Source organism: Siminovitchia thermophila (genome assembly GCF_016909185.1).
Lineage (GTDB): Bacteria > Bacillota > Bacilli > Bacillales > Bacillaceae_C > Siminovitchia > Siminovitchia thermophila.
Genome location: NZ_JAFBFH010000011.1, coordinates 91,702 through 114,723 on the forward strand (window position 1 = coordinate 91,702; position 23,022 = coordinate 114,723).

At 41.7% G+C, this 23,022-nt stretch carries 19 protein-coding genes; 18 read left to right on the forward strand and 1 reads right to left on the reverse strand.

Annotated features, from left to right (window positions below; translation table 11 throughout):
* Window positions 1-14 precede the first annotated feature (14 nt).
* From JOC94_RS09480 to JOC94_RS09515, 8 genes are all read left to right on the forward strand, one after another.
* Complete coding sequence (locus JOC94_RS09480; protein ID WP_077112983.1) at window positions 15-1,016, forward strand: dipeptidase; 1,002 nt, start codon at window positions 15-17, stop codon at window positions 1,014-1,016.
* Window positions 1,017-1,129: 113 nt separating this feature from the next.
* The gene (locus JOC94_RS09485) at window positions 1,130-1,579 is read left to right on the forward strand and encodes a hypothetical protein (protein ID WP_077112984.1); all 450 of its coding nucleotides are present in this window, start codon (window positions 1,130-1,132) and stop codon (window positions 1,577-1,579) included.
* 18 nt (window positions 1,580-1,597) lie between these two features.
* Entirely contained in the window at window positions 1,598-1,825 is a 228-nt protein-coding gene (locus tag JOC94_RS09490) for a hypothetical protein (protein WP_077112985.1), read from the forward strand.
* Window positions 1,826-1,842: 17 nt separating this feature from the next.
* Window positions 1,843-3,312, forward strand: a complete 1,470-nt coding sequence (locus JOC94_RS09495) for a sodium:solute symporter family protein (protein ID WP_205179221.1) — start codon at window positions 1,843-1,845, stop codon at window positions 3,310-3,312.
* A gap of 679 nt (window positions 3,313-3,991) precedes the next feature.
* Window positions 3,992-5,314: a short-chain fatty acid transporter gene (locus JOC94_RS09500; protein WP_077112987.1), complete on the forward strand. Its 1,323-nt coding sequence runs from the start codon at window positions 3,992-3,994 to the stop codon at window positions 5,312-5,314.
* A gap of 483 nt (window positions 5,315-5,797) precedes the next feature.
* Window positions 5,798-6,454 carry an amino acid ABC transporter permease gene (locus JOC94_RS09505; protein WP_077112988.1) on the forward strand — a complete coding sequence of 219 codons (657 nt, stop codon included), beginning with the start codon at window positions 5,798-5,800 and terminating at the stop codon, window positions 6,452-6,454.
* 2 nt (window positions 6,455-6,456) lie between these two features.
* Window positions 6,457-7,179 (forward strand): amino acid ABC transporter ATP-binding protein, encoded by a 723-nt coding sequence (locus JOC94_RS09510; RefSeq protein ID WP_077112989.1) that lies wholly within the window; start codon window positions 6,457-6,459, stop codon window positions 7,177-7,179.
* Window positions 7,180-7,211: 32 nt separating this feature from the next.
* A complete protein-coding gene (locus JOC94_RS09515; RefSeq protein WP_077112990.1) occupies window positions 7,212-8,000 on the forward strand; it encodes an ABC transporter substrate-binding protein in 789 nt (262 codons plus the stop codon).
* 113 nt (window positions 8,001-8,113) lie between these two features.
* Here the strand turns inward: JOC94_RS09515 and JOC94_RS09520 are convergent, their stop codons facing one another.
* The gene (locus tag JOC94_RS09520) at window positions 8,114-9,763 is read right to left on the reverse strand and encodes a PucR family transcriptional regulator (RefSeq protein ID WP_083717638.1); all 1,650 of its coding nucleotides are present in this window, start codon (window positions 9,761-9,763) and stop codon (window positions 8,114-8,116) included.
* Between the two features lie 189 nt (window positions 9,764-9,952).
* On the opposite strand from JOC94_RS09520, the gene JOC94_RS09525 reads away from it, so the two are divergent.
* From JOC94_RS09525 to JOC94_RS09570, 10 genes are all read left to right on the forward strand, one after another.
* Window positions 9,953-11,305, forward strand: coding sequence for an aspartate aminotransferase family protein (locus JOC94_RS09525; protein ID WP_077112991.1), 1,353 nt, complete (start codon window positions 9,953-9,955; stop codon window positions 11,303-11,305).
* A 579-nt stretch (window positions 11,306-11,884) separates the two neighbouring features.
* Window positions 11,885-12,562 carry a CoA transferase subunit A gene (locus tag JOC94_RS09530; RefSeq protein WP_139345690.1) on the forward strand — a complete coding sequence of 226 codons (678 nt, stop codon included), beginning with the start codon at window positions 11,885-11,887 and terminating at the stop codon, window positions 12,560-12,562.
* Complete coding sequence (locus JOC94_RS09535; RefSeq protein ID WP_077112992.1) at window positions 12,547-13,200, forward strand: 3-oxoacid CoA-transferase subunit B; 654 nt, start codon at window positions 12,547-12,549, stop codon at window positions 13,198-13,200. Before JOC94_RS09530 ends, JOC94_RS09535 begins: the two co-directional genes overlap by 16 nt.
* Window positions 13,201-13,384: 184 nt before the next feature.
* The gene (locus tag JOC94_RS09540; protein ID WP_077112993.1) at window positions 13,385-14,566 is read left to right on the forward strand and encodes a thiolase family protein; all 1,182 of its coding nucleotides are present in this window, start codon (window positions 13,385-13,387) and stop codon (window positions 14,564-14,566) included.
* A gap of 42 nt (window positions 14,567-14,608) precedes the next feature.
* Window positions 14,609-15,874 carry a peptidase gene (locus tag JOC94_RS09545; protein WP_077112994.1) on the forward strand — a complete coding sequence of 422 codons (1,266 nt, stop codon included), beginning with the start codon at window positions 14,609-14,611 and terminating at the stop codon, window positions 15,872-15,874.
* A gap of 1,209 nt (window positions 15,875-17,083) precedes the next feature.
* Window positions 17,084-18,307 carry an aromatic amino acid transport family protein gene (locus JOC94_RS09550; protein ID WP_077111504.1) on the forward strand — a complete coding sequence of 408 codons (1,224 nt, stop codon included), beginning with the start codon at window positions 17,084-17,086 and terminating at the stop codon, window positions 18,305-18,307.
* Window positions 18,308-18,316: 9 nt separating this feature from the next.
* Window positions 18,317-19,210: an acetamidase/formamidase family protein gene (locus tag JOC94_RS09555; RefSeq protein ID WP_077111503.1), complete on the forward strand. Its 894-nt coding sequence runs from the start codon at window positions 18,317-18,319 to the stop codon at window positions 19,208-19,210.
* Between the two features lie 592 nt (window positions 19,211-19,802).
* Window positions 19,803-21,413 carry an N-acyl-D-amino-acid deacylase family protein gene (locus JOC94_RS09560; RefSeq protein WP_077111502.1) on the forward strand — a complete coding sequence of 537 codons (1,611 nt, stop codon included), beginning with the start codon at window positions 19,803-19,805 and terminating at the stop codon, window positions 21,411-21,413.
* A gap of 11 nt (window positions 21,414-21,424) precedes the next feature.
* Complete coding sequence (locus JOC94_RS09565) at window positions 21,425-22,231, forward strand: serine hydrolase (protein ID WP_077111501.1); 807 nt, start codon at window positions 21,425-21,427, stop codon at window positions 22,229-22,231.
* 182 nt (window positions 22,232-22,413) lie between these two features.
* Window positions 22,414-22,620 (forward strand): hypothetical protein, encoded by a 207-nt coding sequence (locus JOC94_RS09570; protein ID WP_077111500.1) that lies wholly within the window; start codon window positions 22,414-22,416, stop codon window positions 22,618-22,620.
* Window positions 22,621-23,022: the final 402 nt, after the last annotated feature.

Here is a 23,022-nt window from a genome sequence, read left to right on the forward strand (position 1 = left end):
AAGGAGGAATGGTGATGGAATCAGACAATCAACAATTGGTTATTGACGGATGCATGTATCCAGTAGGTGATTTTGAGGGGTGTTCGGAATCGGTCCAAAAGTCTAAAATGAATGCTTTCTTTCTAACATTGCTTTCATTTGAAGGATTTTCGGAAACAATCCGTTCTATTGCTAACATATATAATGTCGTTGATCAGCAGGAAAAGACATTAGGTGTGGCAAGAACATATGCTGAACTGCAAAAGAATGCCGCTGCCGGAAAAAAATCTATCATTTTAACTTTTCAAGAACCTTATCCCATAGGTAATTCCTTAAATAATTTACGTGCTTTTTATGAAATGGGTGTAAGAGTCGTACAACTTACTTATAATAAAGCAAATTATATTGGTTCCGGTTGCACGGAAACAATTGACCGTGGTTTAACCGATTTTGGCAGAGAGATGATTCATGAAATGAATCGGTTAGGTATGTTAATAGATGTATCTCACTCGAGCAAATTAACAACACTTTCCGCTATTCAGGAGAGTGAAAGCCCGGTAGTGTTTTCTCATGCCAATGTTAAGAGAATCAGTCATATTCCGCGAAATAAAACCGATGAAGAAATAAAGTTGCTTGCTGAAAAAGGCGGTGTGATGGGTTTAACCCCTTGGGCGCCACTTTGTTGGAAAGGCGAGATCAATCAACAGCCGACTCTCGATGATTATTTAGATCATGTTGAATATGTGATTGATTTGGCAGGAATCGATCACGTTGGGTACGGCAGCGATGCACCTCCAGATGATAAGATTGATACTCCTGGTGTGCTGGAACAAGCTACATTATATCCGGAAGTAGTAGGGAAATATTATTCAAGTGTAAGTGAAGATTTTTCATTGGCACATGCGAAGGATTTTAAAGGATCTAAAGAATTGGATCATGTCATGATGGGATTGAAAAAAAGAGGATATAGTGATGATGATGTAGATAAATTTATCGGAGGAAATTTTGCAAGGGTCATTAAGCAAGTTTGGAAATAAAGCATTTGTTCTTTGGATAAAAAGCACAGGATATGCTCTAGACACTTGAGCGATCCTGTGTTTAAAACTAAATGTGGCGTTTTTTACCAAATAACCAATTTGGATGTGGTGTGATGCTATCAACTGTAAAAAGATGGGAAGTGTATATGGGACTTTCCCAAGAAAAATCTGTTCGCCTTTTTAAGGAAATTTTGGAAAGTAGAGGTATTTCCTATCAAATATCTACATCTCACCCCCATTTTATGTATGATGATCAACATGAAAAAATCTTGATCCGCACTCCGGATTTTCATATTCAATTTATTTATGTTTCTGCGGATCCTTTAACAAGGCTTTTTACAAATGTGATGGGGATATCAAAGCAACACAGTGGAATCACATTACTGTCATGCAAGTTTAAAAAACAGTCTAAAGGGAGCTTTTATTCAGTAATGAAAAGCTTTGTCCACAATGCGCCAAGTGATCCATGGCACATTACATCACATCCCCGTTTTCGGTTTGCCGTTTTGTTACAGCTCATTACCAAGTATAAATGGAAACGGATTGATGACTTTGGTCAATAAAAGGAGTGTGAATCATATATGAAAAATAAAGGGAGTTGGTATTCGTTGCCAACCTATGAAAAGATCTTTTTGATAGGGATTATTATATATATCATCATTTTATTTTTACCATGGACTTACCATCAGAAAATTTTAAATATTTCATCTTGGGTGTGGGGAGCACAACTTTTACAACTTCTCATACCGGCGGTTGGAATTCCTATTTTCTTTCTATTAAAAAAAGGTTCTCCCAATGAGGAGGATTAGAAAGGGAGGTAAGGTTTATGAGAATGACTGAATTGATTATTGTTATGATTTATTTCATTTTTTTAGTGGTACTCGGTCTTATTACGCAAAAAAAAGTATCATCTTCTGATTCGGGAATTGATGAATATTATGCGGCTGGAAAAAGAATTGGACCGGTAGTTAATTCGATAGCGCTGCTTTCGGCAGCCGGCAGCGGCGGAACTTTTATGGCAAGTGTAGGAACGACATGGGAGCTGGGACTTCCATATATTACTTCTTTTGGAATTGGATGCTCCGTAGGATTTATGTTAGCTGGCCTTTTAGTGGCAAAGCCATTGAGAAATTCCGGAAAAATTACAATTTCCGAGTTTCTCATTGACCGATATGAAGGAAGTGTCTTTTTAAAAGTTTTGATTCCAGTGATCATCATTATTGGTTCAGGAATGTATTTAATGTCACAAATGAAAGCTGGAGGTCTCGTTACATCATATATCACGGGCTGGCCTTACGAATGGGGCTTGGTCATTATTGCACTTGTTTTTATTTTTTATGTTTCGCTGGGAGGAATGTTGGCTGTCACTTGGACAAATGTTCTTCAGGGAGGCCTAACATTACTGTTAACATTGGCCATTATTGTAGCAGGAATTGCCCATTTACCAATGAAGTGGACCGATTTTATAGCTCATGCGGCTGAAATAAATCCGACATTGGGAACCTTCGGTGAATCATTTTCCGTTTTAACCTATATAGGGGCATTTGTTACATGGGCTGCCGCTATTAGTGTAACCCCGCACTTGATTATGCGTATATTTACATCTGATAATGCAGAGTCTGCGAAATTAACATTAAATTATACAACACTCGTGTATGCTTTTGTTGTCATCGCTCCGGCTTACACAGTCGTTCCGCATGTTGCAAATTTGGGACAATCCGTTATGGAGAATTATTCTTCAGACATGTGGATGCTTCTCATTGCGGAAAAGTTTTTTGGGCCTGTCATGATGGGAATCATCGTTGCAGCCATATTAGCCGCGATTATGTCAACAACAGACTCACTATTATTGGCGCTAAGCAGCGCGGTTGCTTATGACTTATACAGTGGAGTGATAAATCCCAACGCAGGAAAGGAGAAAATATTAAAGGTTTCCGTCATACTAACATGGGTCATTGGGATTGCTGTCATGTTACTGTCACTAAATCCCCCGGCATTTTTAATGGTCTTTTATACAGCGGCTCTGGGGCTAATGGTTTCTGCCTTTTTCGTCCCATTATTGCTGGGAATATGGTGGAAAGAAGCCAATACATCGGGAGCCATCGCCGGGATGCTTTCAGGGGCAATTAGCTTTTTAGTTGCATTTACACTTTTCGAACTGCCGCAAAACTCCGAGATTCTAATTTCGTTACCATTATCATTTATCATTATGTATGTTGTATCTCTCAGGACTAAGAAAAATTCAGAACATGTTTTGAAAAAAATGGATGGATACCATAAAAATGCCCACTCTTGAAGTTTACTTTTTAACGCTTAGCCAGTAAACGTGTTTCAAAGCTGTCCGCAGTGAAAGGTGGATCAGAGTTTCAGCTTGCATTGGAAAAGGTACTGCCTGTCATAGCTGCTGTTACTATCTTCTTAATAACCTGTTGTCGGCTTGAATGATTGTGAGGAATTGGCAAGTGGTTTTTTAAAGTAAATAAGACTTGCATCTATATGTGTCAAATCAAGATGGGATCAATCAATTGGCTTGGAAATATGGAATAAAACGTTGGACTGAGCGGGAATCGCTCGAACTTTCCATTGGAAAGGGAACTGGAAATAGATATGTCTATAGATTCCGATAAAGAAGAATATTCAGTTATGCATCAAAAAGGAGGGGGTGGGACATAAGTTGAAAGCTGATTGATATTCGTAAAAATCGTGACAATAAAATCGCATGGAATCAAGGTTTTAAAACTTGATTCCATGCGGTTTACTCATTTTAGGGTTCTGTTCCGGCCTCTTATCAGTTGAAATACCGGGGAGCTTATTTATTATTGCAATAAGAACTTTTTGGAGATGAGGATGTGTTTTAGTCACATTCTATACATCGCGTATAAGAAATCTTTTCCCTTTCATACTTTCAGATAATTACGCATTATAAAAGTTTATCTTATGATGTAATCTAAACTAGAAAATGGAGGGGGAAAAATATGTTAGCAGGTGTAGCTGACCGTTTTGCAAAAGTTGTTCAACGGTATTTGCCGGATGCTTTTGTGATTGCTGTTCTTATGACTGTATTCGTTTTTTTCATTGCTTTGTTAATGAATCCAACTGAATCCGGCAAGATTGTTTCAGCTTGGGGAGATGGATTTTGGGCCTATTTGGCTTTTACAATGCAAATGGCCCTGTTATTAATGACTGGAATGACTTTAGCTTCAGTACCTATTATGAACAGAGGCTTGGCTAACCTTGCGAAATTGGCAAACAAACCTTGGAAAGCCTACTTGATCACTTTTCTTGTTTCAGCAGGTGCCTATTACATTAACTGGGGCTTGGCCGTTGTAGTCGGCGCGATTATCGCTAGAGAAATTGGGAAAAGAAATGAAAACGCTCATTTTCCATTGCTCGTAGCTTCCGCTTACTCAGCCACTATATTGTTTCCAGGAGGAATTTCCAGCTCAATTGGATTAACAATTGCAACAAAAGGTCACTTTTTGGAAGAAGTGATGGGGGTTATTCCCACATCAGAGACATTATTTCACTCTTCCACAATCATTATCTTTTTATCGCTTGTGGTGACCATGTCGATTTTTATTATCTTAATGTCTCCAAAGAAAAATATGATTCGTTATCAACTCAAAGATGGTGAAGAGCGGCCATCTACTCGTAAGGAAACTGATACAAGCAAATTAACGCCAGCCTTGAAACTGGAATACACTCCTATTTTGGGAATATTGATTGGAACAATTGGCATTTTTTATACAATTATTTCTTTTGCAGGCGGACGAGACTTGGACTTGGACATTATTAATCTGTTCTTTTTATCACTCGGCTTATTATTACATCGTTCATTGGGGCAATATGCAAAAGCTTTTATGGATGTGTCAAAGTCGATTTCACCTATTATTCTCCAATTCCCTTTCTACGCTGGTATTATTGCGATATTGACAAGCTCTGGGTTAGGGCAGCTGCTGATTAATGGGATGATTTCCGTTGCAACACCCGAGACGTTCAATGTTTTCAGTTATTGGGTGGCCGGTTTGGTAAACATATTTGCACCATCCGGAGGCGGACAATGGGCATTGCAAGGTCCTTTGCAGATCCCAGCTGCAATTGAACTTGGAGTAGATCCTTCCAAAACGGCGATGGCGGTCGCTTGGGGAGACGGCTGGACAAACTTGATCCAACCATTTTGGGCATTGCCCATTCTATCAGTTGTGGGACTTCATATTCGCGATATTATGGGCTATTGTATCTTGCTGAGCATATTGGTTGGAGCTGTAACAAGTGTTTTGATTTACTTTTTATATTAAGCATGATCCAGAGTGGGAGGTTCAGCTTTTGGCCGAACCTTCTTTTATTTAGAACCTTGAGAGGCGTGACTTTTTCAGAAGAAATACTCTCCGACTTGGCATGGATACTATCGAGAAAGTGAAAATCCTTCCCAAACCTTACAGCCATACGTAGTTTTTCCATAAATTAGAAATCCTATCCACATCCAAGCTATGTCCACTTCACTTTGAGCGGTATACTATCCAGATTAAGGAAATCCTCACCCAAATTTAAAAATCCTCGCCAAATTTCCAAAATACTACAAATATCTTTTTTTTCATATGCCACTTATACAGCACGTATAAAAAGACTCTCTACATTATGATGAATTGGATAATGAAATCGTTATCATCTTGTTGGTAATATATAAATATGTTTTTGGAATGCTAGCGTCTTCACTTTTCCCTCTGTAATGTATGCGCTATCGTTTTCCTATAAGAAATCAAAAAAGGATGTATGTGATCATGGGTCAATTTATGGATAGTTTCATATCGACATTTAGCGGCTTTATGCAGGCTGCTCTCGTAACTTTGCAAATTACCGTTGTTTCGTTAGTGTTGGCTAGCGTAATTGGATTGTTCGTCGCACTTATGAAAATCTCTCATAAGAAAATGCTGTCGTGGCTTGCAAACATTTACATTGGTCTGATTCGTGGAACGCCGCTCATCGTTCAAATCATGTGGCTATATTTCGGAATTACGCAAATTGTGGTTTTATCGGCATTTTGGGCCGGGGCGATTGCGCTGGCGATTCACAGCGGCGCGTATATTGCCGAGATTTTCAGGGGGGCCATCCAGTCTATTGATAAGGGACAAATGGAAGCTGCAGAATCTCTTGGCATGACGAAAAAGCAAGCAATGAGGCGCGTTATTTTTCCTCAGGCGTTCAAGCGTTCCATACCTTCGTTGGGGAACCAATTTATTATCGGTTTAAAAGACTCTTCACTTGTAGCATTTATTGGAATTACCGAAATCTTCAATCTTTCCATGAGCCAGGCGGCCACCACATTTAGACAGCTTGAATTTTACACGATTGCAGGGATTTATTATTTAATTTTGATCGTTATTTTCACACTCATTACGAACAAAATTGAAAAACACCTAGACACGGGGAGAGTATAAGTATGATAAAAGTGAAAAACTTGCATAAGTACTTTAAGGATTTACACGTCCTCAAAGGAATTGATTTAGAAATTAAAAGTCAGGAAGTCGTTGTTATTCTTGGAGCAAGCGGATCGGGAAAAAGTACTCTCCTTCGATGCTTGAATTATTTGGAAGTTAAAGATGACGGTGAAATTTGGTTTAAAGACAGTAAAGTTGATCCGGCCAATATGAAGTTAAATAAAATACGCGAAGAAATTGGGATGGTTTTTCAGCATTTTAATCTCTTTCCCCACAAAACAGTCATTGAAAATATTATCGAAGCACCTGTTATTGTCCGTAAGATGGAAAAGGAAAAAGCCGCCGAGCAGGGAATGGAACTGTTAGAAAAGGTCGGCTTGGCGGACAAGGCTCATGTCTATCCTGATAAGCTGTCGGGAGGACAGAAACAGAGGGTCGCGATTGCGCGATCATTGGCCATGAATCCTCGTGTACTGCTATTTGATGAACCAACATCAGCGCTTGATCCCGAACTGGTGGGAGAAGTATTACACGTCATGAAAGAATTGGCGCAAGATGGCATGACGATGGTTGTTGTCACACATGAAATGGGCTTTGCACGTGAAGTGGCGGATCGAATTGTATTTTTGGATCAAGGAGTCATCGCAGAGGAAAGCACTCCTGAAGAATTTTTTACAAATCCAAAAAGCGAAAAAGCGAGACAATTTTTAGGAAAAGTATTGTAACATACATTCATTTTTTTAGGGAGGGAACAATCGTGAAAAGATCAATTTTCGTAATAATGATGGCAATTCTATTGGTAGGACTGGCTGCTTGCGGTACAAAGGAAAGTGGCGAAAAAGCGGCAAGCGGTACCGAAAATAAGCAAAAAGAGGATTTTGTCTTTGCATCGAGCGGTCTATATCCGCCTTTCAACTATACCGAAAACAATAAGTTGGTCGGGTTTGATGTGGAAATTGGTACGGCGATTGCAGAAGAAATGGGCATGAATCCCAAGCCGGTGACGAATCCCTGGCAAACCATTATCGCCGCTTTGCAAACAGATAAATTTGACGCCATTATCGGAAGTATGGCGATTACAGATGAAAGATTGAAAGAAGTGAATTTTACAGACCCTTATTATGAGTCAGGTGCTCAAATTTTCGTCAGTAAAGACAATGATTCCATTAAAAACGCGGATGATTTAAAAGGAAAGACGATAGGTGTGGTCGTTTCCAGTACTTTTGAAGAAAATGCAAAAGAATATACAGATGATGTCAAAACATACGACAGTGATGTTACCGCGCTGCAGGATTTGTTGGTAAAGGGGCGTCTTGATGCCGTCATCACGGATCGACTTGTTGGAATGTATGCTGTCAACCAAAATAACTTGAAAATTAAACAAGTTGGTGAACCCATTTATTTAGATCAAATGGGGATAGCCATTCAAAAAGATGATGAAGAATTATTGAAAAAAGTAAACGAGGCTTTAAAATCAATTCAAGAAAACGGAACCTATGGCGAAATCAGTGAAAAATACTTTGGTGAAGATATTTCCCAAAAATGACAAGAAGGACAATACATGCTTTCATTAACGGTATGTATTGTCCTTTACTTCGCTAAATAAAGGGGTTTATCGTGAAGCCTTTGAGCTTGGCTGTCAAATTTCCCTTAATGCTTTTATTTATCCAATATGGCAACCAGCTTATATGCCATAATACCAAGCTTTAATTTCATCAGATCTTCCGTCGATTTTATATCAAGCCCGGTTTTGACTTCGATTTGATTGAGCCTGTATCTTAACGTATGACGGTGAATATACAGTTCTGCCGCCGCTTTTTGAATGCTTTGGTTATTTTTAAAATAGCTGTCCAACGTCTCAATCAGATCAATTTCTTTATCCGTTTCACTGAGCAGCCCGCTAATATGGTCTTTATAGATGGATGTTAAATGGATCCCGTTTCTCCTCATTTTCAACAACAGATCATACATTCCCAAATCCTGATAATGGACAATTTGCGCTTCCGTACCGATTAAATCACACAATCTGAACGCATACCGTGCTTCCCGTGCGCTTTTCTCTAATTCATCCACTTGATTGTAGTCTGTTCCAATCCCGATCACCAATTCAACATTTGGAAAATAGTAATGCCAATTTTTCAATATGTCGTCTGCCAAAGAAATACAATATTTATATTTGTCTTCTTTCGTTTCTCCCGTTACATTCGTTAAAAAGATAATCGAATGTAATTTTGACTGGATCAAGTGCTGTTTCTTTTTCTGAACAAGGATTTGTTCGGTTAAATGATATAGCCTGTCTATTAAGTTGTCATCAATGGTTTCAGAATTCTTGAATGCCAAATGAAAAACAGCCTGTTGTAACGAAAGGTCGTAATTCAGCTTCAATCCATGGTCAATCATGTTTCTTTCGCTTATATAATTTTGACTGAAAATGTCGTCTAAAAAATTACTTTGAATGCGTAAATGTGTTTCTTCAATCGCTTGCTGTTTCAAAAATTCCATAGCATAAATCGGTGCGGCTTGTTCAATCGCAATATCGTCAAGCTCTTGCCAGCTTTCTTCCAGCTTTATCATGACGATCCAGCCGTAACAGGACTGTTTGGCTATGATGGGGTAAATGGTGAAAATATGCTGTTCAATTGTTTCGTTCACTGTGGCTTCTTTTTCTAAACTGGCCAATAAATGTTTTGATATATTAACCTGTCGGCCATTCAGGGAAATGTTGGTTTTGTTGACAGGGAATTCATCCTTTTGATTGGCATAAATAATGTCGTAAAACTCATTGTATATAAGAATGTTTGCTGCGGTTAATTGAGACAGCCGGAGCGTGACATCGGTTAAACTTTGGTCATTTAAGATAAGGTTCGTCAGTTCCCGGTGGATATTTTCCGATTGCTCGAGCAGGTGCATTTGGTTATTGACGATTTGCTCCAAAATGGCTTTCGTGATTTCGGAAAAGTTTATATCTGTGGGAATTTCAATTAAAGGCAGATCATTTTGATCGGCCAGATCAATAAAACTGGCTGGGATTTCTTTCATATAAAAACTCGTATAGATGGCGATTCCCGACAGTAATTTTGATTTGAGCAAACGATGAAAAGCTTCCATCCGCTCCTCATTTTCCAATAGTCCAAAGCCCGTTGTGATTAAAAATTCTCCGTACTGGAGCCTGCCGATATCTTCCAGCACCTCAACGATGGTGACCCACTTGATATTATTTTCAATCCCCTTATGGCCTGCCACTAACCTTGTCTTTTTCATAACGGGCAGTTGCAGCGCTTTATGAATGCTGATCGCTATTTTAGACAACTCCTACTTTTCATTTTTATACACAAAGTACAATGAAGCCCGATGTTTTTTACATTTTAGTCGAATGGATAGTCCAGATGGCGTTAGCTATAATTTATTATACATATATTATCACTTTTGCGAAGTAAACGTTTTCCAACATGATGAAAATATATGTGAAATTGAACTGAAGATTGAGGTGGAAAACATATGAAACGAACATATTTAATTAAGCCTGTCTTACATGACGAATACCCTTTCATTACGCATGGAAAAGGGATTTATTTATATGATGATCAAGGGAAGCAATATATTGACGGTTCTTCGGGAGCTGTCACCGCCAGCATTGGACATGGTGTACAAGAAGTGATTAACGCTATGGCGGAGCAATCCAAAAAGGTTTCTTTCGTTTACCGTTCGCAATTTACCACGGAAGTGGCGGAACAGTTAGCGAAAAAAATGAGCGATATATCACCAGGAGATTTAAACTGGTCTTTTTTTGTGAACAGCGGCTCTGAAGCGACGGAAACGGCAATGAAAATTGCCATTCAATATTGGCAGGAACAAGGGAGGAACACAAAAAATAAAATCATCTCGAGATGGATGAGCTATCACGGCATTACGATGGGAGCCTTGTCCATGTCTGGCCATATCCAGCGAAGAGAACGTTTTGAGCCTATGCTGGAAAACTATCCATCTGTTTCGGCGCCTTACTATTATCGGGATGCCAATGGCAGAACGATAGAGGAATGTGACGACGATTATGCGGAGGAATTAGAGAAAGAAATATGGCGGGTCGGCAAAGAACATATCGCCGCTTTTATCGCTGAACCGCTGGTCGGTGCTGCGGGCGGTGCTTTGACTCCTTCTGATCAATACTTTCGGAAAATGAAAGCCGTTTGTGATGAATATGACATTTTATTTATAGCCGATGAAGTGATGACAGGTATAGGCAGAACTGGAAAGATGTTCGGAATGGAACATTTCGGGATCACGGCGGATATTATGGCGACCGGAAAAGGTATGGGGGCGGGATATACGCCGATCGCTGCGGCTGTCGTGAGTGAAAAAGTAATGGAGCCGATTTTAAACGGTTCGAAAAGCATCATGAGCGGCCATACTTTCAGTGCCAACCCGCAGTCTGCGGCAACCGCGCTGGCAGTCTTGCAATATATGGAAAAATATAATGTTGTGGAAAATTCCGCCCGTATGGGTGCTTATTTAAAAAAGCGAATAACTGAATTGGCGCAAACGAGTGAAATCATTGGTGATGTCCGTGGGAAAGGATTATTTGTCGGCATTGAGTTTGTGGAAGACAAGCTAACGAAAAAATCTTTTTCCCGAGAATGTGACCTCGTTAATCGTATCGTAAGGGCCAACTTCGAAGAGGGGCTCCTCGTTTATCCAGCGAACGCTGGTGTAGATGGGATTACCGGTGACGCGATCATTTTATCACCGCCTCTTACCATTAGAAAAGAAGAAGTGGAAGAGTTGGTCACGAGATTTGCGGCGGCGCTTCGGAAGGTAGAAAGGGAACTTCTGGGGGCCTTTGCAAGAAATTGAGCAAGTCCTGATCATTCTAGGAATCGGAAGTAAATTCTGAAAGTGGAGAGTAAGTTGGAAATGGGCGAGTAACATCGGAAAGTTGAAGAACTGAGTAATTCCAAAAGTTTGTAAAGTCCGCGCGTAATTCAGAAATTTTGGCGAGTAAAATGGAAAAATTGGCGAGTAAAATGGAAAATTCGTTAGTAAATCTGGACGTTGCGAGTAAATCCGAAAATTGGTGAGTATTTCCAAAAAACTGATCGTATTCCCGGAAAGTTGTGAGTGTTTCCAAGAAACTGATTGTATTCCCGGAAAGTTGCGAGTATATCCAAGAAACTGATGGTATTAACGGAAAATTGCGAGTATTCCTAGGAAGCTGATAGTATTTACGGAAAGTTGATAGTATTCCCGAAAAACTGATAATATTCCCGAGAAGTGGCGAGTATTCCCGACAAAGCAGGATTTACCGGAAGTTGATACAAGGTCCGTGCGCGCGGTAAATGATTCTTTTAAGCCAAATGTGAGCGAATGCATTGTTGAATAAGGATGATTACAAGGTTATCCATATATCTTTTAATAAATAGAGGAGCGTCGACGATGACAAAAGTACAATCGATACAGGAAGCGGTTCAACATATAAAAAGCGGTTCCTCTCTGATGGTTGGCGGCTTTGGGGGAATCGGAAATCCGCCGACTGTAATCAAAGCGATTTTAGAAAGCGGCATTGATGAATTGACTTTAATTTGCAATGATGCCGGGTTTCCGCATATTGGGATCGGCCAGTTGATAACAAAAGGCAGGGCAAAGAAGCTCGTGGCATCACATATCGGGTCTAATCCGAATGCAGGAAAATTGATGCATGAGAAAAAATTAGATGTTGAATTTTCTCCGCAGGGAACGTTAGTGGAACGAATCCGGGCCGGGGGTGTCGGTTTGGGCGGCATTTTAGTCGATATCGGTGTGGATGGACTCGTTGCGGAAGGGAAAGAAAAAGTGGGGGTCAATGGCAGAACATTTTTGATTGAACCGCCGATAACCGCAGATGTGGCAATCGTTTATGCGAAAAAAGCGGATACATTTGGCAATTTAGTTTTTGATAAGAGTGCAAGAAATACAAATCCGCTCATGGCGATGGCTGGAACGGTTACGATTGCGGAAGCGGAAGAAATTGTACCGGTCGGCGGGCTGGATCCGGAGGAAGTCGTTACACCTGGTGCGTTTGTCGATATGGTCGTAAAAAGTGAAGGGGTGAATTGGGCATGGGCATGGGAGTAAGCGTACGCGAGGCGATCGCAAAGCGGGCCGCACAAGAAATCAAAGATGGAATGGTTGTCAATTTGGGCATTGGGATACCTACTCTCGTTGCCAATTATATTCCATCGAATAGTAACGTGATGTTTCATGCTGAAAATGGCGTTCTGGGTACGGGGCCGGCTCCGATAAAAGGTGAGGAAGATCCTAACTTATGTAACGCCGGCGGAATTCCAATTACTATTGTACCGGGTGCATCTTACTTTGATAGTACGATTGCATTCGGTATTATCCGCCGCGGATTGCTGGATATTACGATTTTAGGGGCGTTTGAAGTTAGTGAAAACGGGGATTTGGCGAATTGGATTGTTCCTGGAAAAATTGTGTCCGGTATGGGCGGCGCAGTTGATTTAGCGCAAAAAGCGAAGAAAGTCATTGTATTGATGAATCATACAGATAAACATGGCAATCCAAAAATTGTACCCAAATGTATGCTACCGCTTACTGCAGAACAGTGTGTAGATTTGATTATCACAGATATGGCAGTCATCGAGGTTACGGATCAAGGGCTGCAATTAATAGAAGTTAAGGAACCTTATACAGTGGAAGATGTGATCAATGCTACAGGGGCGGCACTTCATGTTGCCGATTTTGTAAAGTAGCGGAGTTTTCAGATCCATACTTTGTGAAATAGCAATATTTTTTTCAGTTCCATACTTTGTAAAGTAGCAATAATTTTTCGGATTCATCCTTTGTAAAGTAGCAGTAATTTTTCAGATTCATCCTTTGTAAAATAGCGGGAATTTCCCTGATCCCGACTTTGTAAAATAGTGGAGGGATTTCACGATGCAAGATGCAGTGATTGTAGCAGGCGTTAGAACAGCAGCCGGCGCTTTTGGCAAATCGTTAAAAAACGTGGGAGCAGTTGAACTTGGCAGGCAAGTTTTAGAAAAATTAATGGAAAAAACAGCTTTCCCCAAAAGCGGTGTGGAAGAAGTGGTCTTTGGACATGGATACGTACATGGCGGCGGGTTGAATTCAGCTAGAATTGCGTCCCAAAAAGCAGAGTTTCCTGAAGAAACGCCGGCATATATCGTTATAAAAGCATGTGGTTCAAGCTTAAAGGCTATCACAAATGCGGCGGCTTCCATTCAAGCCGGGCAAAATGAAGTTATTGTTGCCGGGGGAACGGAAAGTATGAGTAACGTTCCTTATATAGTGAAAAATCGCTGGGGTTCCAAGTTTGGCAACATCATTATGGAAGATGCGCTGATGGCAGACGGCCTTATATGTTCACTTGGACATGAACATATGGGAATTACCGCCGAACGGCTTGCGGAAGAATATCAAATTTCCCGCAAAGAGCAGGATTATTTTGCCTATAACAGTCATCTGAAGGCGGCCAGGGCGATTCAGGAAAATATATTTTCGGATGAAATCGTGCCAGTGGAAATACAAACAAAAAAAGGCATTCAATTTTTCTCAACAGATGAAAGTGTAAGAGAATCCGTTGAATTGGAAAAACTGGCGTCATTAAACCCGGTTTTTCAAAAGGGTGGTCTCGTCACAGCAGGAAATGCCTGCCCCATGAACGACGGGGCGGCAGCACTTTTGATGATGTCCATGGATCGCGCAGAGCAGGAGGGACTGCGGCCGCTCGTTAAAATAAAAGCTTATGCAAGTGCCGGGGTAAACCATTCTGTCATGGGAATCGGCCCTGTTCCTGCAACGAAAAAGGCACTGGAAAAAGCGGGCTTAACGCTTGATGATATCGGTTTAATTGAGTTAAATGAAGCTTTTGCCGCCCAGGCACTTGCTGTTATAAAAGAGTTGGGCTTGGATGAAAGCCGGGTAAATGTGAACGGAGGAGCCATTGCGCTTGGACATCCAGTAGGTGCAACTGGCGCCAAATTAAGCGTCACTCTTATCCATGAAATGATCCGTTCAAAAACGAAATATGGCTTGGTGACCTTGTGCATGGCCGGAGGTATGGGAATTACAGTGATCTATGAAAATATGACTTTATAGTTTAACATTGAGTTATACAGGATTTTTTCTAGGGAGGAAATCATGGAGATGAAACATCGTATCAATCAATGGATCGACGAAAACAGAGAGGCCCATATTAAATTTTTACAAAAATTAGTTCAATTGGCGAGCACGCAGGGGAATGAAAAGGAAGTGCAAGACAATGTGGCCCTTTTTCTGAACAGCCTTGATTTGGATGTCGACGTTTGGGAGTTGGATGGGGACAGATTGAAACAACATCCTTATTTTTATTCAAACCGGGAAACATTTGAAAACAGCCCCAATGTGGTGGGTGTTTTAAAAGGAACGGGCGGCGGGAAATCCATTATTTTAAATGGCCATGTGGATGTTGTCCCTGAAGGGGATCATGAACAATGGGACGACGATCCGTACAGCGGCAAAATTGTCGACGGAAAAATCTATGGTCGCGGTGCCACGGATATGAAGGGCGGCAACGCATCATTGATGATTGCGCTGGATGCGGTTACATCTTTGGATATCCGTTTGAAAGGTGACGTCATTTTTCAGAGTGTCGTGGAGGAAGAAAGCGGCGGCGCGGGAACGTTAGACGCGATTTTGAAAGGCTATAAAGCAGATGCTGCCATTATTCCTGAGCCGACCAACATGAAAATTTTTCCTAAGCAGCAAGGTTCCAAATGGTTTCGCCTGATCATCACGGGGAGAACGGCCCATGGCGGCACAAGATATCATGGCGTTAGCGCGATTGATAAAACATTCATCGTGACGGAACATATAAAGGAATTGGAAAAAGTCAGAAACGACCGTATCACCGATCCGTTGTACAACAATATCCCGATTCCTGTTCCCATTAATATGGGAGTCATAAAAGGTGGGGACTGGCCTTCTTCTGTTCCGGACATTGTGCAATTGGAGGGACGAATTGGCATTGCTCCCCATGAAACGATGGAACAGGTTCAAGCGGAAATGGAGCAATGGATGAAGAAGCTGTCTGAGAAGGATGAATGGTTTCAAGATCATCCCGTGGAAATTGAATGGTTCGGGGCACGGTGGGTGCCGGGAGAGATTGCCACGGATCACCCGCTCATGAATTCTTTGATCAGCAACTTTAAAGCCATAACGAACGAAGACCCTGTGATCGAAGCGGCGCCTTGGGGGACAGACGGCGGCTTGTTATCACAAGTGGGCGATACGCCAACCGTTGTGTTTGGGCCCGGAACGACCGGTCTTGCCCATTATCCAAATGAAGCGATTGACATTGAAAAAATATTTGAAGCTGCTAAGATTATAGCGGCTACGATTGTGGATTGGTGTGAAGTGGATTCATAGAAGTGGCTATTAAGGATACCTTCCCCAGATTGAATCTGGGGTTTTTACATTTGCTCCGGATTGATAGTCCCGGGTTTTTTCTGTTGGCTCTATTCTAAATGTTAGGGACACACAATTTGCACATAAAAAAACGTTCATGATCTTTCGCTCTCAACCCATGAATGAAAATGGATTCCTGCCCCCATAATGTAGATACGACAAAAAAATACATATGAACATCCCATTTTTCATGAGAAACAAGAAAGATTGGAGTTGCGTGCAAATAAATGTCACCATAAAAACCCCGGCCTGGAAGAGTTGTTTACGACCTGAACAAATAAGCCCTCTGTTTTCTTTAAAATATGAAATTGTTATAAATTTTTCCAGCAAATCTTCTTTCGCTGTATGCTGTGCAATAACGTGCTTTGAAACTCTCTCTTCTCATTTCTATTTTATAAATGACTGTAGTTATGAATATTCTTCCGCCGTAGAAGCGCTTCCGCCCACGTCTGACATTTCGATTGTGTTCATTATTCCAATTATCCGGCATGTAAGGTGCCGTAAGACTCCCACTTCAACATCTTGAGTGAATACAAAAGGTCTAAGTGTGAGAAAACGGCACCTACATGCCCGATTGGTTCAACTAACATTCAGTAGGAGCCCTACTGAATGAAGTTTCACTTTATCCCGCATGTAAGGTGCCATATACACCACTTCAAGACCTGAGTTGAAAGTGGGAGAAAGCGGCACCTCGATTCGTTCAACTAACATTCAGTAGGAGATGGAAGAAAACGCCTACTGAATGAAGTTTCACTTTATATCATCTTTTCTGTCCGCGTATAACCGTCCTCTCCTTCTTCGAACTGTATCCAATGTTTAAGGCTAAATTTGAGGTGTTTTTGTGTAGTGGCTAAAAAGGAGGATGGACTAAACGGTCTACTTTTAAAAAATATGACCGAATTGTGAAATTGTGGAAAATAGGATCCAAATTTTTGGCGAAAAGGCGAAAATGTATTGATGAAAAATTTTTGAATTCATTTTTTATATACAGTTGGAAATGATAAAACTATTGATATGAAAGGGTTTTGGGAGAGTTGGAAAAAAACGAAAAAAAATTCCTTTCAATGTAATCGGTCTCATTTTTTTTGTTTTGATATAATGTTCTTTGTATCTTTTTTTAAAGACAAATTGACATCATAGAATTTTTTTAGAAGCAAAGGAGAGGTTTTATTGTCTGAGTCAAATAGTAATGGGAAGTCCGCACTTGTCCGGACGAAATTGACCCTGTTGGAAGGGATTGCATTAATTGTCGGTGCCAATATTGGTGCGGGCATTTTGAGTTTAGCGTACGGTGCGAAAAATGCTGGATGGCCCGTGCTCGTTTTCTGGGTGATTGTGGCGGGTATTCTTACAACAATATCAATGCTTTATGTTGCGGAGACGACGCTTCGGACAAAGAAAAACTTGCAGCTAAGTGGTTTAGCGGAAAAATATGTCGGGAACCTGGGATCTTGGCTGATCTTTTTATCTGTAGCCGTCAACTCGCTTGGAGCATTGATTGCTTATACGGCTGGAAGCGGCCAAATAATGGCTGAAGTTTTCGGTATACCGAATGTATTGGGAAGCTTTCTCTTTTTTATTCCGGCTGTCGGTGTTATTTGGTTGGGGTTAAAAGCTGCGGGGGTTGCGGAAAAAGTAATAACCTTCGGGATGCTTGTGTTAGTTCTTATTTTAATTTTGGCATCGGTCTTTGGCCCGGGATTGAAAGCGGAATATCTTATTTATACCAATCCAAAATTTGCCATCCCTGTTTTCAGTTTGACCGTATTTGCCTTTTTGGCGCAATACATTGTGCCTGAGTTGTCACGCGGCTATGATAAAGAAACGATTAAAAACTTGCCGCGCGCCATTGTCATCGGTATGGCGATCACAGGTATTTTATTGACGCTCGTGCCAATGGCGGCGCTTGGTTTGACAGGTCCTGATAAAGTAACAGAGGTTGTTACGATCGCCTGGGCGGAAATGCTGGGAGACTGGGCATTTTTTACAGCGAACGGCTTTGCTTTAATGGCGATGATGACGTCTTTCTGGGCGTTGGGACAAAGTTATTTTACAAACATTATCGACCGTTTCAAAGTTCCATCGGAAACGAATAAGAAGTATCGTGCCATTGTATTGGCGGTTGTTGCTGTTCCACCGTTCATTTTGGCCTATAGCGGTTTTGTCGGGTTTGTAGATGCCTTGTCTATTGCAGGCGCTTTTGCCGGAATCATCATGGCCATTGTGCCAGTCATGATGTTGAATAAATCCAGGAAAATACAGGAAAAGGAACCGGAGTGGACATGCGGTAAGCTTGCGCATCCTGCTATTCAAACCTTGATCATTGCTTTATATACCGGTGCCGGTATTTATACGCTATTGGGTATTTTTAACGTTCTTCCGAAAGGCTGGTAGGAACGGGATATGAGGTTTATAAGCAAAAATAGAACGATCACTCATTTCTCTGCAAATATGGAGCCGATTACAGACGTCCGTCTTCAGGAGACGATCACCGTTGAAACCCATGATTGTTATGGGGGCCAAATAGACAGTGAAACTGTGCTTCGTCCGGATATTAACTTGGAAACGATGAATCAGGCGACTGGTCCAATCTACGTCAATGGCGTGGAAAAGGGGGACGTGCTTCAAATTGACATCGAGGAAATCGAGCTTGATCCCCGTGGGATAATGGTCACATCCAAAGGTTTGGGCGTTTTGGGTGACCATATTGAGGAGCCGACGACCAAAATCTTGCCGGTAAAAGAAGGGCGAATTTGTTTTAAGGAAGACTTTATTTTTCCCGTGCGGCCCATGATTGGGGTTATCGGAGTGGCTCCAGCCTCCGGAAGTGTCCATTGTGCTTCACCCGGAGATCATGGCGGTAACTTGGATACGAAAGATATTACGATAGGAAGCAAATTGTATTTTCCGGTGTTCCAAGATGGCGCTTTATTTGCCCTGGGTGATCTTCACGCCTCCATGGGAGATGGAGAATTGGATGGAACCGGTGTTGAAATTGGCGGCAGGACGACATTAACGGTACGAGCGGTAAAAGGCGGGACACTTGAAGCGCCTGTCGTTGAAACCGCGGATTCCTTCATGTTTTTAGCCTCGGCAAAAACGTTGGACGAAGCGATTCGCAAGGGATCGAAACACGTTGTCGGGCATTTGCAACAAGAGCTGTCGCTCGAATTCCAGGAAGCATACAGGCTTCTGAGCATGCTCTGTGACGTGCGGATCAGCCAGATCGTAAACCCGCTCGTAACAGTGAGGATTGTGGTGCCGAAGGAATTGTTGCCGAGGTTGTTTAAAAAGTAATTGGAACATATGAGCTTGTCCTTACAGGGGGCAGGCTTTTTTTTGCTGAATATTCAAGGCTTCCATATGAGCAAAACATACTGGATTAATGAAGGTTGAAGTATGCACACAAATAGCCAATAATGGATATAAAAACTTGTCAATCCCTTTGTACGTGTGGTGGCCGTCTCTTGGTTCCCAAAATCCAACTGCGGTTGGATGGTTTACCAGTTATTTTTGTTAATCGTCTTTTTCCTTATTAATTATTGGAGTGTGGCATATATCGCTATATGGAAAGGAAAGAAAAAGCCGGGTTCTCTCTTGAGGATACAAATGCCTGCCGCATGATGGCTCGTTTTTTATAATGTCATCATGATCATACTGAGTTGGGCCGGTACTTTTGGCGGCAATGGCTGGATTGCGGCTCCATGGGATCAAATTATTGTAGCTTTGATATCTCTTGTCACTTATTATTGGGGAGCGAAAAGCGCGATACCCCCCCTTTGTATTTGACGAGAGTGATGTTTCCGCCAGATCTGATCTGGCGGCGGGAAATCGGATATCTTCAGGCAGGATTAAGGATGATAGGAATGATGGGAAGGTGACACCAACTATGTATGATGTGATTATCCGCAATGGGATGGTATGTGATGGGACCGGAAATCCTTGGACAAAACTGGATGTGGGCATCCGTTCAGGAAAAATCGTCAGATTGGCTAAACTCGTCTTTGAACAAGCGGAAATAGAAGTTGATGTTTCAGGCTGCATCGTTTCTCCCGGCTTTATCGATCCGCACGTGCATTCCGATTTGTTATGCACCAATCCGGAGATCCATAAAATAAGGGTGCTTCAAGGAATCACAACGGAATTATTTGGGCAAGACGGCATATCTGTTGCTCCTGTATCGAAACATACAAAGCAGGAATGGCAGAAACAGTTAAAAGGTCTAAACGGAGATATCGGGGACTGGCCGTGGGAAACGATCGAAGAGTATCTGTCCTTTTTGGAGACGGCCGATATGATTGGCAACGCGGCTTATTTAATTCCGCACGGCAATATTCGGACGCTTGTGATGGGATTTGAAGGTCGCCAGGCAACAAAAGAAGAGTGCCGGGAAATGCGTGAGTGGGTGGAAGCGGGAATGCGTCAGGGCGCTTTTGGAATATCTTCGGGAATCCAATATCCTCCTTGTGCCTATGCAAACTTGGAGGAACTGGTTGAAATATGCAAGGGAGCCGCAAAGTATGATGGCTGCTTTGTTGTTCATATTCGAAATGAAAGCAATTTGTCTTTAGAAGCGCTTGATGAAGTGATAGAGGCTGCGAGAATATCGGGTATTCGCTTGCATATTTCCCACTTTAAAGTTTGCGGGAAAATCAATAGAGATAAGCTCGAAAAGGCTTTGCGCAAATTAGAAGAAGCACGGCAGGAAGGAATCGAAGTGACGTTTGACCAATATCCATATACGGCTGCTTCCACGATGCTTCAGGCTATTTTACCTCCTTGGGCGCAAGCGGACGGTACAAAGGCCATCTTAAACAGGTTAAGGGAACCGCATCTACGTGAAAAAATCAAGGAAGAAATGCTCCATAACGGAGAGTACGATAATCCGGTCAGAAATAATGGATGGGATCATATTGTCATCGCCTCTGTCGTTTTGGATGAAAACAAGAAATTTGAGGGCAAGAGCTTACAAGAAATAGGAGAGATACAGCAGAAGGACCCAGCAGACGCCGCAATGGATTTGCTGATCTCAGAGGAAGCTGCGGCTACGATGATCATTCACTGGGGCGTTGAAGAAGACGTAACGAAAGTGATGAAAAATCCGTTGCAGATGGTCGGATCAGACGGTGTGTTCGGCGGAAAGCCGCATCCGAGACTATATGGGTCATTTGCACGCGTATTGGGCAAGTATGGCCGGGAAGAAAAAATCTTCTCCATTCCGGAAGCTATTCGGAAGATGACCAGTGCGCCTGCCCAATTACTGCGCTTAAAAGATAGAGGAATGATTCGAGAAGGGTACTGGGGTGATCTCGTTGTTTTTGATCCGGCCACAGTGATGGATTGTGCCACATTTGAAAATCCACATCAGTTGCCATCAGGCATTCGTCACGTTTTCGTCAATGGAAAATGGACTGTATCAGATGGAAAATACATGGGAGAAACAGCAGGACGAATCATTCGAAGAGATCATCTGATACCATCAACACATAACCATCATTAGGAGACTGGTAAATGAAAACTGTGGAAATACGAGTTAAAAAACTCATGGAGCAAGCGGGCGGAGATTGGGGGATCATGATAGAAGATATACAGAACGATATCAGTTGGGGATATGAGGCACATACACCATTCCCTGCTGAAAGTATTATTAAGATTCCGATAATGGCAGCCGTTTTTTCCGCCGCGGAAAATCGGCAACTGCGATTAAGCGACTGTGTAAGCATGAATCAAGGGGATCAGGTCGGTGGTGCGGGTGCTTTGCAATACGTAACACCCGGCATTGAGTTATCCATATATGATTTATTGGTTCTTATGATCGTTCAAAGCGATAACACAGCTACAAACATGCTCATTGATCTGGTCGGAATGGAAGCGATACAGCAAACTTTATTGGAAGCGGGGATGAAAAACAGCCACTTTCAACGGAAGCTGATGGTCTATCCAGCACGTGAGCATTTGCAAAATATCGTTACGGCGGCTGATGTGTCTTTCATGTTGAGAAAAATGGCCGCGGGTCAACTTGTATCCCGGCATGCATGTGAACAAATGATTCAAATCATGAAATGGCAGCAATATAGAAATGGTCTTCCATCACAGCTTCCAAGTCCATCCGGGAAAATCGCCGGAGATATTCCGAAGTGGGAACTGGCTCATAAGACCGGATGGGATCTGAACCGCCAACATGATGCCGGTATTTTATATACGGGACAACGGACAATGATTATATCCGTTTTATCAGAAAATGTTTCTTCAAAAACCGCATTGGATGTGTTGGGAGAGATCGGAAAAGCCGTATATGATTATGCGTTAAACAATTAGAAGATGGGAACCTTACATTTGCGGCTGATCGTGATACGTTAGTTAATGAGTTAGGAGTGTCAGAGGAAGATGCTCATCTAATGTGACTGGCGGTTGATGAATTACAACCTGAACAAACTTCAAAAGTTCAACCTTATGGATTTGTTGGTATATCCATTAACTTAGGTCCTAAAGTTTGTAAGATGATTGGATGGGCTGCCGGTGCTTTTGCGGCAGGGTGGTATGCTAAAAAGTTTGCTGTTAATCCCATTACTGCTGGTGTACCAGGTCTTATTACTGCTGGTACAGCAGCTGCTGTAAAACGTGCAGTTGAAAAAAATATAAGAAAAGTTTGGCTAGGCAGGAATATTCCTGGATTGAGTTTGACTTATAATGTGAATATTCCATGATTATTTCCAAAGCATAAGAACACTAAGGTGAGTAATGCAGGTGCACACTCACCTTTTTAATGTTTTTAAGATTCGATACTATAGACTTGCCATCAAAAATGTCATTTAGTAATAAAGGATATGACTCTATTGAATGGGGACTCTGCATGTATCATTTTCTGCAAAGGAAAGTCCAGCATGCGAATACTGTGTAAGTGATTGCCAGATGTACAAAAGACAATTGGCATGAACGAGACTGTTTTTTCTGGAATATGGCTCGGTACTCATTGTTTACGAAGATTTTCATGAGCATCATCGCTTATTGCCTTTATTCCCTGGTATTCTTGCAGCAGGGCATATAGAAACATGTTGTAAAAAAAGCTTCTCCCAAAAGGGATTTCGTATACCAAGTGGCGTAAATAG

Bases quoted from the DNA above. Each gene is read 5' to 3' on its own strand.
- JOC94_RS09570 (WP_077111500.1), top strand. From the start codon at position 22,414: ATGATTGGATGGGCTGCCGGTGCTTTTGCGGCAGGGTGGTATGCTAAA.
- JOC94_RS09495 (WP_205179221.1), top strand. From the start codon at position 1,843: ATGAGAATGACTGAATTGATTATTGTTATGATTTATTTCATTTTTTTA.
- JOC94_RS09540 (WP_077112993.1), top strand. From the start codon at position 13,385: ATGCAAGATGCAGTGATTGTAGCAGGCGTTAGAACAGCAGCCGGCGCT.
- JOC94_RS09490 (WP_077112985.1), top strand. From the start codon at position 1,598: ATGAAAAATAAAGGGAGTTGGTATTCGTTGCCAACCTATGAAAAGATC.
- JOC94_RS09480 (WP_077112983.1), top strand. From the start codon at position 15: ATGGAATCAGACAATCAACAATTGGTTATTGACGGATGCATGTATCCA.
- JOC94_RS09565 (WP_077111501.1), top strand. From the start codon at position 21,425: ATGAAAACTGTGGAAATACGAGTTAAAAAACTCATGGAGCAAGCGGGC.
- JOC94_RS09535 (WP_077112992.1), top strand. From the start codon at position 12,547: ATGGGCATGGGAGTAAGCGTACGCGAGGCGATCGCAAAGCGGGCCGCA.
- JOC94_RS09530 (WP_139345690.1), top strand. From the start codon at position 11,885: ATGACAAAAGTACAATCGATACAGGAAGCGGTTCAACATATAAAAAGC.
- JOC94_RS09525 (WP_077112991.1), top strand. From the start codon at position 9,953: ATGAAACGAACATATTTAATTAAGCCTGTCTTACATGACGAATACCCT.
- JOC94_RS09510 (WP_077112989.1), top strand. From the start codon at position 6,457: ATGATAAAAGTGAAAAACTTGCATAAGTACTTTAAGGATTTACACGTC.
- JOC94_RS09500 (WP_077112987.1), top strand. From the start codon at position 3,992: ATGTTAGCAGGTGTAGCTGACCGTTTTGCAAAAGTTGTTCAACGGTAT.
- JOC94_RS09545 (WP_077112994.1), top strand. From the start codon at position 14,609: ATGGAGATGAAACATCGTATCAATCAATGGATCGACGAAAACAGAGAG.
- JOC94_RS09560 (WP_077111502.1), top strand. From the start codon at position 19,803: ATGTATGATGTGATTATCCGCAATGGGATGGTATGTGATGGGACCGGA.
- JOC94_RS09555 (WP_077111503.1), top strand. From the start codon at position 18,317: ATGAGGTTTATAAGCAAAAATAGAACGATCACTCATTTCTCTGCAAAT.
- JOC94_RS09505 (WP_077112988.1), top strand. From the start codon at position 5,798: ATGGGTCAATTTATGGATAGTTTCATATCGACATTTAGCGGCTTTATG.
- JOC94_RS09485 (WP_077112984.1), top strand. From the start codon at position 1,130: ATGCTATCAACTGTAAAAAGATGGGAAGTGTATATGGGACTTTCCCAA.